Origin of the sequence: Marivita geojedonensis (assembly GCF_002115805.1) — a bacterium.
Taxonomy (GTDB): domain Bacteria; phylum Pseudomonadota; class Alphaproteobacteria; order Rhodobacterales; family Rhodobacteraceae; genus Marivita; species Marivita geojedonensis.
The window spans coordinates 22,474-37,684 of the sequence record NZ_JFKC01000008.1; the positions used below are offsets into that span (position 1 = coordinate 22,474).

At 57.7% G+C, this 15,211-nt stretch carries 13 protein-coding genes; all 13 read right to left on the reverse strand.

The window, feature by feature from the left end:
• Positions 1-22: 22 nt before the first annotated feature.
• Positions 23-265, reverse strand: coding sequence for an acyl carrier protein (locus MGEO_RS10445; RefSeq protein ID WP_085636893.1), 243 nt, complete (start codon positions 263-265; stop codon positions 23-25).
• Positions 262-1,446: a dihydrolipoamide acetyltransferase family protein gene (locus tag MGEO_RS10450; protein WP_085636896.1), complete on the reverse strand. Its 1,185-nt coding sequence runs from the start codon at positions 1,444-1,446 to the stop codon at positions 262-264. Before MGEO_RS10450 ends, MGEO_RS10445 begins: the two co-directional genes overlap by 4 nt.
• Before the next feature lies 1 nt (position 1,447).
• Positions 1,448-3,442: a pyruvate dehydrogenase (acetyl-transferring) E1 component subunit alpha gene (gene pdhA, locus MGEO_RS10455; RefSeq protein ID WP_085636900.1), complete on the reverse strand. Its 1,995-nt coding sequence runs from the start codon at positions 3,440-3,442 to the stop codon at positions 1,448-1,450.
• Positions 3,439-5,187 (reverse strand): acetate--CoA ligase, encoded by a 1,749-nt coding sequence (acsA, locus tag MGEO_RS10460; protein WP_085636903.1) that lies wholly within the window; start codon positions 5,185-5,187, stop codon positions 3,439-3,441. Before acsA ends, pdhA begins: the two co-directional genes overlap by 4 nt.
• A 207-nt stretch (positions 5,188-5,394) precedes the next feature.
• Entirely contained in the window at positions 5,395-6,348 is a 954-nt protein-coding gene (locus MGEO_RS10465) for an NAD(P)-dependent alcohol dehydrogenase (RefSeq protein WP_085636906.1), read from the reverse strand.
• Positions 6,349-6,687: 339 nt separating this feature from the next.
• The gene (locus MGEO_RS10470; RefSeq protein ID WP_085636909.1) at positions 6,688-8,799 is read right to left on the reverse strand and encodes a molybdopterin cofactor-binding domain-containing protein; all 2,112 of its coding nucleotides are present in this window, start codon (positions 8,797-8,799) and stop codon (positions 6,688-6,690) included.
• Positions 8,796-9,254: a (2Fe-2S)-binding protein gene (locus tag MGEO_RS10475; protein WP_085636912.1), complete on the reverse strand. Its 459-nt coding sequence runs from the start codon at positions 9,252-9,254 to the stop codon at positions 8,796-8,798. Before MGEO_RS10475 ends, MGEO_RS10470 begins: the two co-directional genes overlap by 4 nt.
• On the reverse strand, positions 9,251-9,727 hold the full coding sequence (locus MGEO_RS10480; protein ID WP_085636915.1) for an OsmC family protein: 477 nt from the start codon (positions 9,725-9,727) through the stop codon (positions 9,251-9,253). Before MGEO_RS10480 ends, MGEO_RS10475 begins: the two co-directional genes overlap by 4 nt.
• Positions 9,724-10,983 carry an LVIVD repeat-containing protein gene (locus MGEO_RS10485; protein WP_085636918.1) on the reverse strand — a complete coding sequence of 420 codons (1,260 nt, stop codon included), beginning with the start codon at positions 10,981-10,983 and terminating at the stop codon, positions 9,724-9,726. The genes MGEO_RS10480 and MGEO_RS10485 overlap by 4 nt, the downstream gene beginning before the upstream one ends.
• Positions 10,980-12,494: a tripartite tricarboxylate transporter permease gene (locus tag MGEO_RS10490; RefSeq protein ID WP_085636921.1), complete on the reverse strand. Its 1,515-nt coding sequence runs from the start codon at positions 12,492-12,494 to the stop codon at positions 10,980-10,982. The genes MGEO_RS10485 and MGEO_RS10490 overlap by 4 nt, the downstream gene beginning before the upstream one ends.
• A complete protein-coding gene (locus MGEO_RS10495; protein ID WP_085636925.1) occupies positions 12,487-12,999 on the reverse strand; it encodes a tripartite tricarboxylate transporter TctB family protein in 513 nt (170 codons plus the stop codon). Before MGEO_RS10495 ends, MGEO_RS10490 begins: the two co-directional genes overlap by 8 nt.
• A gap of 64 nt (positions 13,000-13,063) precedes the next feature.
• Entirely contained in the window at positions 13,064-14,059 is a 996-nt protein-coding gene (locus tag MGEO_RS10500) for a Bug family tripartite tricarboxylate transporter substrate binding protein (RefSeq protein WP_085636928.1), read from the reverse strand.
• Positions 14,060-14,165: 106 nt separating this feature from the next.
• Positions 14,166-15,206, reverse strand: a complete 1,041-nt coding sequence (locus MGEO_RS10505; protein ID WP_085636931.1) for a substrate-binding domain-containing protein — start codon at positions 15,204-15,206, stop codon at positions 14,166-14,168.
• Positions 15,207-15,211: the final 5 nt, after the last annotated feature.

The following is a 15,211-nucleotide window of genomic DNA, read 5'->3' on the forward strand; positions in this document are numbered from 1 at the left end:
AAAGCTCGTGACCCTTTGGCCCTCAAGCAGATCGCGCGAGATACGCGGCCGCACGAGCCGGAGTAGATATTTCCGTGTAGTCTTTCTCGGGAATGTCGATTCCCAGCCGCTGATGAAGAGCCGTCACGAGGTTCAGAACGTCCATGGAATCCAGTTCAAGATCGTCCTGAATATGATCGTCGGGACCGACATCGTCCGCGTCAATATCAGGTGCTACTCGTACCAACTCCTCGAGGAAGATTGCCTGGTAGTCAGTTTCAGTCATAGCTCCTCCGGTGATTGTACCAACTTTTCAAATGCGCTGATGAAACGCGCGACCTGTCGACCATCGCTTACTCGGTGATCTGCCGACACCGTGAGAGTCACGACGTGCCTTGGGACAATTTCGCCATCAACAACCCATGGCCTGAGATGCGGAGCACCAAGGCCCACCAGCGCGACCTGGGGCGGGAATATAACGCCGGTCATCTCCTCGGCTCCGGTCTCGCCCAGACTTGAGACGGTAATCGTACCTTTTGTCATCTCGGAGCTGCGAAGCCGCCCGGCCCGGGCTCTGGCCACGAGGTCGCGCATGCCCTCCATGGTTTCCTCAAGTGTCATGGACATGGCATCCATCAATGCAGGCGCCACCAATCCGCCCCCGCGAAGCGCAACAGCAACTCCGGGATTGATAACCTCGGAGGGCTGGAAGCCATCGGGTTCGTTGAAATGTCCGTTCATCACGGGCACCTTGCCAGCAGCAAGCGTCGTTGCGCGCACGAACAGCGCGCCCAAGAGAATACGTTTGTCAGGCGAGAGGGAGGCGTTCCGCTCCTCGAGAAACCGAATTGCAGGATCGACGTCTATCGTCTCGGACAGATAAAAATGGGGAATTGTCTGCTTGGCCCGCGTCATTGCCGCGGCGATTGCCTTTCGCATTTCGCCAAGCCGGGTTCCGTCCGATGTGGGCGTGGGAGTCGATCGCGGCACAGCCGCACTCAATCCGTCCACGTCACCAAGGACAACAACCCCACCAGGGCCGGTGCCGCGAATATCTCGGAGATCAAGTCCCAGCTCATGAGCGCGAACACGTGCGGCCGGAGACGCCATGACTGCGGTTCCAGTGGCCGGAGCTGACCTCGGGATCGGATCCGGCACCGGCTGCGGCGTCGAGACAGGACGCGCAGGTGGTATCGCCTCCGCTTCTATTGGATCTCGCCGCATATCTTCGCCGGGTTTGAGGATCACTGCTAACGGTGCACCGACCGGCAACTCACGACCGAGTTCAGCAGTCAGTTCGGTCACGGTGCCTTCATCGAAAGTCTCGATCTCTATCGCCCCTTTCTGCGTCTCGACAACCGCGACGATGTCACCGCGCTTTACGGTATCGCCGGGCTTGACCGTCCATTCGACAAGCTTTCCTGCCTCCATGTCGGCGCCCAAGGATGGCATCGTGAAAATGCCCATCTCAGACCCCCATTTGAGCTTTGACGGTCGCAACAATCGACGCAACCTGAGGGATCGATGCATCCTCAAGATGCTTCGGATACGGAATGGGGACTTCCCGTGCGCAGACTCTTTCTACAGGTGCATCGAGCGACCATAGGCATTGCTCCATGATCCGCGCCGAGATTTCAGCCGAAAGAGACCCGCTGCGCCAACCTTCGTCAATAATCACTGCGCGCCGCGTCTTGGCGACTGACGCCATGATCGTCGCGTCATCGAGAGGGCGCAGCGTTCTCAAGTCGATGACTTCAGCGTTTATTCCCGAGGACGCCAGAACATCGGCGGCTTCAAGCGTCTTGAAGAGGGATCCACCGTAGGTGATCAAACTGACGTCACTTCCTTCGCGACGCACAATTGCACGTGAAATATCCACGGCTCCAGCAGCCGTATCGATTGATCCCGTGCGATTGTAGAGCATGACGTTTTCGAAGATCAGCACCGGGTCGGGATCCTCGATTGCTGTCCAAAGCATGCCACGCGCATCCTCGATTGTGGCTGGCGCGAGCACCTTCAAACCGGGGATATGCGCATACCAACCTTCCAGACTGTGCGAGTGCTGAGCGGCCAACTGTTTGCCGGCACCGGTGGCCATCCGAATGACCAAGGGAACACTGAACTGTCCGCCCGACATATGCCGGATCGTTGCCGCGGTGTTCATGATCTGATCAAGAGCCAACAAAGAGAAGTTCACGGTCATCAGCTCGACGATAGGGCGAAGCCCGGCGGCAGCCGCTCCAATGCCTGCCCCGGTGAAACCGGATTCCGACAGAGGTGTGTCCCGGATGCGGTTCTCTCCGAACTCCTCCATCAAGCCTTTGGTCACGGCATAGCATCCACCGTAGGCCCCCACGTCTTCGCCCATCAGAAACACGCGATCATCCTGGGCCATCGCCTCACGAATGGCTTGCTTGACCGCTTCCCGATATGTCATCTCGACCGTTTGCCCCGACGGTTCTTTCGGCACAATTTCGGGCGCCTGCGGCCCAAGCACATGTTCCTCGAGGTCTTCGACTGGTTCCCAAGTACCGGCTTCAGCGAAAGCGACCGCCTCTGCTATCTCAGCATCGATCCGGGCGTCAATGTCAGAGACATCGTTTTCGTGGATCAGGTCATTTTCAAGCAGCCAGGTTTGGAACCTGACGATGGGCCCTTTTTCGCGCCACAACTCGATCTCGGACTTTTCCCGATAAAGCTGCGCATCGAACATTGAATGTGCCCGGAACCGGTAGGTGGTGCATTCAAGAAAGTAGGGGCGCCCGGTGTCCCGAATGGTGGCCAAGGCCCTGCGGGTTGCGGCTTCTACCGCGACGACATCCATGCCATCCACCGTTTCCGAGACGATGTTATAGGAGGCGGCCTTGGCGCGAATATCGGTCTGGGATTCATAGCGCGCCAACGCGGTACCCATCGCGTACCCGTTGTTTTCGCAGACGAACAGAACCGGCAAGTCCCACAGTTCCGCAAGGTTGAGGGTTTCGTGAAATTCGCCCTCTGCAACAGCGCCGTCACCGAAGAAGCACACCGTCACCCTATCGTCCCCGGTCATCTTGTCCGCAAGCGCAAGCCCTCCCGCAAGCGGAAGACCACCCCCGACAATAGCATTGCCGCCGAAAAACTCGGTCTTGGCATCGAAAAGGTGCATCGAACCACCGCGCCCCCCCGAACAGCCTTCAGCCTTTCCGTACATTTCCGCCATGACACTCGACATCGAAACGCCGCGCACCAGGGCATGGCCATGTTCTCGATATGTAGCGACAATTCGATCTGTATCGCGCAGAACGGGAATGACACCCGCCGCGATTGCTTCTTCGCCGTCATAGAGATGCAGGAACCCTCGGATCTTCTGCTGAGTATACAATTCAGCACATTTGTCCTCGAATTTGCGGATCCGGATCATGTGGGCCAGCAGTTCCAGAACGTGAGCCCGATTGAGATGCGGTTTTTCGATAACGGTCATGTCTCATCAGTCTCCAGTGTGGAAATGTCGCCTTCGGGAAGCCCTAACTCGCGCGCCTTCAGAAGCCGCCGCATGATTTTTCCGGATCGCGTTTTCGGCAGTGTCTTGCGGAAGACGATCTCACGTGGCGCAACTGCCGGCCCAAGTTTCTTGCGCGCATGTCCTCGGATGGATTGCTCGAGGTCATCATCCGGCTGAAAGCCCGGATTAAGCGTGACATAGGCTTTGACCAGTTCCCCGGCGGTTTCGTCGGGAACTCCGATGACACCTGCTTCAGCCACCGCTTCGTGTTCGATCAACGCGCTTTCGACTTCGAATGGCCCGATCAGATGCCCGGACGTTTTGATGAGATCATCAGCACGTCCTACGAACCAGAAATACCCATCTTTGTCTCGCATCGCGAGATCGCCGGAGAGATACCAACCATCCCTGAAACACTTCTGATATCTGGCCTCTTCATTCAGATAGGCCCGCATCATGGAAGGCCATCCAGGCCGCAACGCGAGTTCCCCAATCTCACCATCGCCAAGTTCGACCATACCATCATTGGCTTGCGTGACGATGGCCGCTTCGATCCCCGGCAAGGGTCGCCCCATTGATCCGGGGCGCACCTCGGCTCCGGGACAATTGGCAATCATGATTCCGCCGGTCTCTGTCTGCCACCAATTGTCGTGGAATGGCTGTCCAAAGACTTCCTTACTCCAGATGACAGCCTCTGGGTTGAGAGGTTCTCCAACGCTGGCAAGGAAAACCAAGGACGAGAAATCATACTTCGCGGCAGTTGCATTTCCCGCACGCATCATCATCCGAATGGCTGTAGGCGCTGAGTACCAGACCTCGACACGCTCTTTCTCAATCGTGCCGTACCATCGGTCGATGTCGAACTCTGCCTCGTCGACCAGCATCGTCACACGGTTCACCAATGGTGATATGATTCCGTAGGTCGTGCCGGTAACCCAACCCGGATCAGCGGTGCACCAATAGATCGTGCCCGGCGACAGGCGAAGTGCATAGTTGCCCGAGAACGCGTGGTAGATGACGGCGTTATGGACATGAACCGCACCCTTGGGCTTCCCGGTCGTGCCGGACGTGAAATGGATCAGTGCGGGATCCTCTGGCGCGGTCCTGACCGTTTCAAACGCAGTCGCAGCGGACGCCATTGATGGCCCAAGAGCGATGCAGTCTTCGGGCGCATCATCTCCTACGATCAGGACGAGTTTCAAAGTCGGAATTTCATCCCGCCACTTGGAAATCTTACGTTTGTAGATCGAAGCGGTGGTAACGAGAACGTTTGCCTTGCCGATTTCCATCCGAGTGCGGATGGGCTCCGGTCCGAACGCCGAGAACAACGGTGTAAAGATCAACCCCGCCTTAAGAGCGCCAAGTGCAGCAGCGTAAAGCTCGGGCACACGGCCCATAAGAGCGAAGACACTGTCGCCTTTTCTTAGCCCGTGATCGACAAGGACATTGGCAAATCGCGATGCCAACTCCGTCAGATCGGTATAGGTCAGGTCCTGCGTGCTTCCGTCCTTGCCAAGCCATTTGATCGCGATCTGCGCTCCGTGGCCATCGGCGACATGACGGTCTAGCGCTTCATGCGCGATGTTGATGCCGCCCTTCCATCCATCGATCAGACTTCGCGCATGGCCCCATGGGTCATCACCTTCAGTCAATGTATTAGGTAAACCACTGGCGTCGGAAACTGCACCGACACCAGACGCGAGTGAAACGCGATCCTGGGTCATTAGACTCTCCTCCCAAGCGCAGTTTGCGTGCAGGCTGAGGACTTGGAAATGACTCAGGTCAAATCGGAATTCTGGAAATGCCGGGTGTCATCGAGCTGGAAATCCTTTCATGTCAACCCCGCGGAAGGGAACAATCCAAAGCGATCCAACACCAGGCCGGGGGACAGAAACGGCATCTACTTTCTTGTTGAGCGAAGGTTCCGCGCTCTACGGCTTGATGACCAATTTGCCTTTCACTTCGCCCAGTCCGGTGCGGCGAAGCGCCTCCGGCACCGACGATAACGGCAGGACCCCTTCAAGATGTGGAGAGATCTTCCCCTCGACAGCTGCTCGCGCGACCCGCTCTGTCAGGTCCCGACCGCTCGGAACCATCAACATTCCGATCGATTTCCTTGCAAGGCGATAGGCTACTCCGCCGAACACGAGGGATAGGAGAACGCTGACCCTGCCGCCCAGCGCTTGATAAACGCCGCCCGTTGTCAGGCACCCGGCAATTCGGGCGGGGCCTCGGGTCGCCACCATGTCGAGAATTCTGTTCCACTTTCTTCCCAAGCTGGCGAAATCCTGCGCTCCATAATCGATCGTCTCATCAGCACCAAGTTCCCTGAGCCACACGATCTTGCCTGCGTTATCGACAGTTGTGACGTGCGCACCTTTCGCCTTGGCCAATTGCAACGCCATGGTTCCGGAACCACCCCCGGCCCCGTTGATAAGGAGCGTATCGCCCGGATTCAGACCGTCGGTACCAGACACCGCAATCGCCCCTGCCTGAGGCAAACACGCGGCGATATCGTCTGTCAGTTCCTCAGGGGCGTGGATCATTTCAGCTTCGGACACGCAGGCGAATTCCGCGAAACCTCCGCGAACCATAACGACATCACCCATTACCCTGTCACCAATTTTGAACATGGATGTTTCCGAGCCCAGCTTATCGACAATGCCGACGATATCGGAGCCCAGAACTGGGTTTTTCGGACGGAAAAGCCCACCGACAAGCCGCGCGTAGAACGGATCACCGACAAGATATTCCCAGTCGGACAGGTTCACGCCACAGGCAAGAACTCTGACACGGATTTCGGATGCGCGCGGCTCGGGGATCGGTATGTCAGCCAAGCGCAGGTGTTCGGGGCCTCCATACCTGTCTTGAACGATAGCTTTCATGAAACTCCCCTTTTGTTCGAATGATCTTGGGACAATGAACGCACTCAGGACGGCACTCCCCCGGCAATAGTGAATTATGAACGAAGCCTCTTTTGTTTGCCTTGAGCAAGGTCAAGGCGCCCTTGTCGCGGCGAGGTCGATGCAGTGTCTCGGCAAAGGGTATTGGGATACGCTCTGGAGAGATCTTGGGCATTCTCGCTTTGGGTAGTGCGAACGTTCCCGTATCTTAGCGCGACCTGTGCCACAACATTATCGAAGTGGATAGAAGACCTGCAGACCAAGTGGTTCGCAAATCACCCTCGCGTGGTCGAACACTTCGGCCCCCGAGCAACCACCCCGTTAGGTTGCGAGGGCAGCGGCGGTCAGGGCGTCGGGTGTGAAGGGCAGACGCCGCATGCGAAGTCCGGTTGCGTCATATACGGCATTGGCAATCGCAGCGAGGGTTGGGCCGGGGGAGGCTTCGCCCGCACCTACAGACGGGTCGCCGGGGCGTTCGATCAGGTCTGTATGGATGGCCGGAACCTCCGGAAATCGCAGAACCCGATAGCTGTCCCAGTCGCGTGATGTGACACCATCGCGATCCCACGTTACGGCTTCGTGCAGCGCCCAACTTGCCGCCTGCAGGAAGCCACCTTCCAACTGAGCAATTAAACCGTCCCGGTCTACGATCCTCCCGGCGTCGGCTGCAATCCATGCCGTTTGAAGCTTGATTTCAGCGGCATCATTGACTGTCAGATCGACCGCGACAGCAACCCGGGTCATGGCGTTCTTGTATTGACCATATGCAATGCCGCGGCCACATCCCTCTGCTTTCGGATGTCTGGAAAGGGCCGCTTCCAACCTGTCCAGAAGTGAGAGCGCCCGCGGATCGGTCAGATGAAACCGCCGATAGTCAAAGGCGTCTTGTCCTGACAGTTGCGCGATTTCATCGATAAAACTTTCGATACCGAACACGTTCAGAGCCGCCCCCAAGCACCGCAGTGCCGAGGTGCGCAGAGGCATCTGGGTCACAAGGCTCTTGACGAAACGGGTTTCGGGGATGTCGTAAATCGGGTTGAGATTCCGATGCAATCCGCCCTGCCGGTTCATGTTCGGCGCACCGGGCTGCGGCCCGACAGAAGCCTCTCGGTAGTGATTAGCCAACAGCTTGGCCGGGCCAGCCCTGTCAGGGCCTGACCGGGGACGTCCGCGAAACGTACCGCCGATTGCCTCAGCCGAAAACGCTGCCAGTCGCCCATCAGTGCCAAGTTTCGCCGACAGTTCTACAGCGCTTGCCGGCCCATAAGGCTCCCATGCGTGTTCGTCATCGCGTGTCCATTTGAGCAACACGGGTGAGCCCTGCAACACCATCGCCAGAAGCGCGGCTTCATACGCAGCGTCGTCGGCACCGTTGTGACCGTAGCAACCGGACCCCGGCATATAGCTGATCACCACATTTTCCGGCGCGAGGTCCAGACTTTCCGCAATGCTTTCCCGCAGAATGTAAATGCCTTGCGAATGGCTCGTGATTTCAAGCTTAGTCCCGTCCCAGACAGCCATTGCCGCCGATGGCCCAAGTGCGCCGTGCATTGTGAATGGGCGTTCATACCGTGCGCAAACATCCACAACCCGCAACGGTTCCGGTACGGGAGCATCGGTTCGCGGGCTGCCGTCGATCACGGCCAGACGTGTCGCATTCTCGCGGGTGAGCAGATTGAACACATCGCCTTCGGGCAAGCTTTCCGTGACGTTCCAACGACATGCTCCTGACAGCCGCTGTGCCGCACGAATGACCGGCCATTCCCGTGGCCCTGCGACGGCGAGAAAACTGCCGTCCCGGATCACTTTGATCCCGGAGCTTTCCAGAGCCTCAACAGTTTTGGTGTCCACGTCTTCAAGCCATGCGCGGGCATGGGGCGGCCGGGGGACACGCGCGTGAAGCATATTCGGAACATCAAGATCGTGCAGAAACCGGTAGGTTCCACGCACGAGTTCGGTCAGTCCGCGCATCGGAAAACCAACACCGTCGGTTTGTGGCATCAGAGGAGCGCTCTCGTCCACGGGCTGCCTGAAGTCCACCTCAACTGCGAGATCGAGGATCGAAAGAGGAAGGTTGCTGCCAGGAGCTTGAAAGGCGCCATCTTCCAACCGAAGGTCTTCAGGCCTTCCACCGATACGCGCGAGCGCCATATTCGTAGCCGCCTTCCGCAAGGTCGCCGCTGCAAGTCTCAGCGCATATCCAGACTGTTCGATCGAATTACTGCCAGAGGTCATGCCTTCGTCGGGGCTACGATCCGTACGCACGGTTTCGACCTCAATCGCATCGCTCGGCAGGGTCAGTTCCTGACGCACGATCCCAACAAGCGCGGTTGATATCCGTTGGCCGATATCGACCTTCCCGGTCCGCACATAAAGTCGCCCGTCTTTGAGCGTCAGCCAGTCGGACAGTAGCGGATAGTCTTTCAGACTCATGGCGTACTGGTCGCGATCTCTACGGCCTCAAGGACCCGGGGGTGTGCTCCGCAACGGCAGAGATGCGGTTCAAGAGCCGCCTTTGCCTCTTCGCGGGAGACGGGTCTTCCCACAAGGGCAAGCGCCGTAGCCGCCACCACAAGCCCTGACGTGCAGTATCCGCATTGCGCGGCATTTGCAGCGACGAACGCATCCTGAACCCGACGGCCTTCTGCAATGTCCGCAACGCCTTCGACAGTGACGATTTCTCGCCCCTCAAATGTCGCAGCGGGTGCGACGCAGGACAGCGTCGCTTCACCGTCAACCAGCACCGCACAGGCCCCGCATTGTTCAAGCCCGCAACCCAGCTTCGCGCCCTTCAGCTTGAGCTCGTCCCGCAGCACAAACAGCAGCGGAGTTTCGGGATCAGAGGCGATTACACAGTCCTCACCGTTTATGCGAAGAGTCAGACTCATGTGGCGACCTTCTCCCATGTCACATCAAGCACGACATCCGCAGAGCGGAACAGGTTCATCACCGGGCACCGGTGTTCGACATTTCGCGCCAGACGATCCAGCCTGTCCTGCGGTTCATTGGTGTGGACACGGATCTTTAGGCGCACCCAGTTGAAATAGGGCCGCACGCCCTGTACTCCCCTCGATCCGCGCTGGTCGACTTCGCCATCAGCTTCGATATCCACGCCGGAGTAATCAAACCGCATCGCCTCGGCGCATCGGTTGATGATGACCCCCTCGCACCCCAATAGAGATGACAGACACATTTCAAGCGGCGTCGGCCCGGTGTTCGTTTCTTTTTCGTCCGAAACGAGCACATGATCTCGTACCATCATGACAGTTCGCGTGGACGCTTCGTTGCGGGCGACAACCCTGCGGATGCCCAGCGCCTTTGTGTCCGGATCAACGCTAGGCGGAAGAAGATCGTCCGTCATAGCGTCATCTCCAGGATTTCGAGCCCCCGATTGCGGTCGAGAAGGTAAATCAAACCCTGGTCGTCCACATCGACGTCATTTGACTGCGGCGCGCGCCCATCGGGGTATTCGGGCATGTAATGCGCCACTTCGACAGGCAGCAGCGGATCAGAAAGATCAAGAACTCGTAACCCGCCGGCAAACCATGTTGCATAGACCAACGTCGAATCCAGCTTTTCACGGAACTGATGCGCACCAAACCTGACACCCGGCTCTCCGACCCAGGGACTGGCGCGCTCGGAAAGGTCCCAAGCGGTCACCGGTTCAATCCGGTCCATGTCGGTCACATCCAAAACCCAGATGAACCCGTGCAAACGGCCAGGTTTGTGGTCGTGTTCTTCGTCGATGGCTACCGCGTAGCGGCGATCATCGATTTCTTTCGACAGAGGCATGACCGTATGTGTCGGCTCCGGGATCGCCGCAGGCCAGACATAACTGGCCTTCAGTTTCGGCGCGGTGATATCGCTGGCGTCGAGAACCCTCATTCCTGCATGCCAGACCGCTGCCCAAAGCTCATCCCCGACCCGCATCGCGTGATGAAGTCTGTGACTGTAGCCTTTGCCCGTTGGGGTTTCCCCAGCGGCGACATGCTGACCAGGCATGTGCCATCGCGAGACCTCGGTCGGGTTCGTTGGATCGGACAAATCATAGATCACGAGGATGTTGCCGACATACCCCTCCATCTCGGTGGAGATGTAGGCATAGTTTTCGTCCATGTCGAAACGATGCACACCAAACCCATGGGTTCTGACGTAGGAAAGAAGTTTCGGATTGGATTTGTCGGAAATATCCCAGACGCGGAAACCACCGGAGTGATACCCCCGTTCCAACGCGTCTTCGAGCACCGGAATATCCGCGAGTTCGACACCGAGTTCCGCTGCGATGGCGGCATCTTCCAGACCCGCAGCACGCAGACCCGCAATGCGGTCGCCCTTTCGCAGAAAATGACGGCGGTCCATTTCGACATTCGTGATCATGATGTCGCCTGCGACACGCACCTTATGAGTATGTGACCATTCGTCAGGCGGCGCGACGTGCGCAACAACCGTCGGGTTGGTCGGATCACGGACATCTATGATGGATGTTCCCTTGGGGGGTTTCATGTGCCCAACAAAGGCATAGCCGTCCTGAACCACAACCTGGCCGCCACCCTCGATATCGAGGCCACCGAGACGGCGAATGTTACGCGACAATTCGTATTCGATTTCCCGTTTCATTCCGCTGGCACCTCTTCGTTGCGACGCGCCCTGCGCCATTTCAGAATGATGGGCAGCATCAATGACAGGAACAGTGACACCCAGAGAATGTTGCCGAGCGTCGAAGAGAACAGGACGAAGACATCGCCATCCGATTTCTTGAGGGCCAGCAGGAAGTACCGTTCGAGAAGCGGCCCCAGGATGACGCCAATCAAGATGGCCGCCACATGGTAGCCGGTGCGGCGCGCGATATAGCCCAGCACACCAAAGCAAAGTGCAAGGTACATATCGAACATGTACTCGCGGGGAACAAAACCACCCACGAGTGTGAAGGAGATAATGAGCGGCGCGAGATATATCGTCGGGATTGTCGTGACGTGGCTCATGTAGCGCGACAGCGGCAGGATTGTGAGGAACATGATGAGGTAGCTGACCGCCATCGCCATGAACATTCCATAGCCGACTTTGGGCTGGTTTTCGAAAAGGGCCGGGCCAAAGCTCACGCCGTGGAATTGCATCACGACAAGCATGATTGCTGCTGTCGCACCGCCGGGAATGCCAAGCACCAACAGCGGCACAAGCGTTCCTGAGGTCACACCATTGTTCGCGCTTTCCGGCGCGATCAGACCTTCCGGGTGGCCGGTGCCGTATTTCTCGGGAGTCTTTGAATACGTCCGCGACTGCTGATAGGCTACAAAGCTGGCAATCGACGCGCCTGCGCCAGGCACAACACCAATCGCCAGCCCGATCACCGACGTCCATACAATGTGCCACCAACGCTTGAGCGCAATGCCGACGCCTTCAATCGTATCGTGCCAGTTTGGATGTTTGGGCTCGGCATCTTCGCTGATGATCACACGCTTTTCGATGATGATGAACGCCTCGCTTACAGCGAACAAGCCGACCAGCGCGGGGATCAACGGCACACCGTCATACAACTCCAAAAAGCCCATGGTCCCACGGGGGGTCGCGTAGACGACATCCGTTCCGATCGACCCGATCATCAGTCCGAAAAAGCCTGCGATCAGCCCTTTGAGCAAATCCTGTGCGGCAATGGATGCGATGAGCGAGATGCCGAATAGCATCACAACGATCATTTCGACCGAGTGCATGTAGAACCCGACCCGTGCGAGGATTGGCATCGTTGCAAGCGCAATGATTGTGGTCAGCAGGCCACCGATACAGGACGCAACGAAGGAAATCGATAAAGCCTGCTGGCCTTTGCCCGCTTTGGCCATTGGATATCCGTCAAGCGGTGTCGCTGCCGCCCCGGCTGTTCCGGGAATATTGACTAGGATGGCCGGAATTCCAGCGCCCATCCGCGCCGCACAATAGAGCGACACCATGAAGACGATCCCGGTCTCAAGATCCATTGCGAGGGTGAGCGGCATCAGAATGATGATCGTGTTCGCCGCCGAGAAGCCTGGAATACCGCCAACGATCAGGCCAAGAAAGATCGTGGGAACGATCACCCACCAATAGGCAATCGTTTCGAAGAAGACTTCCGTAAGGATGGTTGCGGTCTCACCCATTGGACAACAGAGCCTCCATCGTGATTTCGAACCATCCGCGCGGGAACCTTGTGTCGAATGCCCAGATGAACAAAGCCCAACCAGCGACTGAAATCACGGCGGCCAATCCCGTAATCATGGCCAACCGTCGGCCCTTGCCAAGGATCGCCATGCTTACAAGCAGAAACAGAAAGGTTGTAAGCGTGAAGCCGAGGTGATCGATCAGAACACAAAAGCCGAGCGTCGCCCCCAGAAATCCGATGCGCCCGGTTCGAATGTCATCCCTGTTCACGAGAGTGGAAAAGCCAAGTGAGCCTTCCCGGTTCGCCAACATCCGTACACAGTTCAGGATGAAGATCCCGCAGACGAGAAGCAGGATTCCCCCTACGAGAAAGGCGCTTACCTGCGCAGTCCATGGAGAATTCCAGATCGTGCTGAAGTAATACAGCGTGAAAGCTATGGCCATTACAGGAATGACCAGCTCAGCGCCGAGCTGACGGCTCTTTTCAACCTTTTGCGGTTTCATCGACAATCCATTTGCTTGAAGGTGGCCGGCGCACCCCTCAGAACGCCGGCCGATATGTGCTGCCTTACGCGCCGGTCAGAAGCGGCTTGTATTTGGCTCCGAGTTCAAGCATCGCCTGCATGAACTCTGCACATTCTTCGACACCGCCGTAGCTGAGGTATTCAGGGGTGCCGCCAAGGCTGACATAGGACTCCAGCAGGCGCGGGTCCTCGAACGTCGCCTTGAATGACTCCTGCAGTTTGGCGAACCGATCAGGATAGTCCTCAGCCGCCTTGCGATGGATAGCGAAGGCCCGGCTTGAGAGCATCTCAGGCAGATTGGTGCCAAACGCATCGTTCATGCTTGGCGCATTGTCGAGCGCCTCGCCAACGCGGTTTTCACCGAACACGAGCAGGGTTTTCACCGCATCGCCAGCAGCAATCACCGACCCAGATGTCAGTACCGAGAAATCGACTTCGCCCGTCACCGCGCCAGCAACCGTGTTCTTGCCGCCTGAAAGCGGGATCAGGTTGAATTGCGCACCTGTCGCTTCACCCAGTGCAAGCAGACCGATCGAGGCCGGATGCGCCATTCGGCTTGTGCCGACGTTCAGTTTACGCTCTTTGCCGGCTGCGATGATGTCGTCCATCGTCTGCAATCCGCTCTCGGCACCGACGAACAGACATCCCGGGTCGACGTCCACCCGACCGAAGTAGAAGTAGTCATCAACCGAAAAGTTCGATGGTTCCTGCATCGCCCAGTTCAGAACCTCAGGTCCCATATTGCCGAAGATAAGGCTGTAGCAATCGGGCTCTTCCTTGCCCATGTACACCTCGTACCCAACGCGGCCCGATGCCCCCGGAAAGAAGCCGGGTTCGAAATCAGTGCCGAGTTTGTCTTTCCACACTTCGGCAAATGCACGGAAATTGCGGTCTGCGCCGCCGCCTTCCCGGGTCGGGATGATGACTTTGATGTTGCGTTCAGGGAAATCGGCAGCGCGCACGATGGTCGGTGCTGCCAGCGTCATTACACCTGCACCCGCGCTGGTCTTTAGAAAGCCTCTGCGATCTAGTGTCTTCATGGTCTCCTCCTCCTATCAGTCTTGGTACTCGGGTCTTTCCTTCTCTTTTTCGTTCACTCGACAACCTCACCGGTCTGTTGTTCCGCAACGGATTCTGGGACTTCTCCTAGGTCTCCAGCATGGTTGCGGGGAACAGCTCTTCCGGAGCCACAATGCGCTCGGCGAGATACTGCTCCACCGAAAATCGGCAGACCGCCTCTAGCTCCGCGCGATTGGTTTTGAAGCCATAGCTCCAATAATCAGTCCCAAGGGCACGCAACGTGCGCTCCATGCTCGCATTCAGCCATGGCAGCGAAAGACGATTGGCATTTCCCAGCCACACCTTTCGCAGGCGCTCGATTGCGGCATCGCGAGACGCGACAAAGCCCTCGTATAACAACCGGGGTAAGTCAGGGTTCTCGAGCACAAGCGACTTACGGACCCCGATCAGGTGCATGATCGGGAAGAACCCGGTTTTCGCGTGATATTCCTGTTCAGCGGCCTCATAGTCAGGGAACAGCCGGACAAACCTATCGTCGCCATCCAAGAATGCCTGCGGCGGCTTTGGCGCCAACATCCCGTCGATCTCACCCCGGATCAAAAGGTCCTGCAGCGTTTCCCCTTCGGAAATCGGTTCAACGATCATGCCTTCGGGCAGATCAAGTTCAAGGCGCTCACGGCGCACTCCCTGATCAAGCGCACCTGTCCGCCAATGAACGCTGCGGGCATCGACCCCGTATTCATCCGACAGTATGCCCCGCATCCATAAAGCCGCCGTCATTTGATATTCCGGGACACCTATGCGGCGACCGGCAAAATCCGCCGGGCTTTCTATTCCCGAACCTTTCCGCGCGAAATACCCAGAGTGGCGGAAGGCACGGCTGACAAACGCCGGGATTGCGGTATATTCTCCCTCCCCTCGCGAGATCTGAAGGATGTAGCTGGAAATCGACATCTCTGTGATGTCATAGGGTGCATCGCTTACCGCCAACGGAAACAACTTCGCCGTTGGCGCAAGCACACTGTCCAACTCGACACCCGGGATGGTGACGCGACCTTCGTGCAATGCCATGACCCTGTCGTGATCCCAGCTGGCAAAGGTAAGGGATCGCTGGTCACCGCCACCTGAAGTCGGCGGCGCTTTGGTGGATGTCGCCACCTCCGACATGCCGG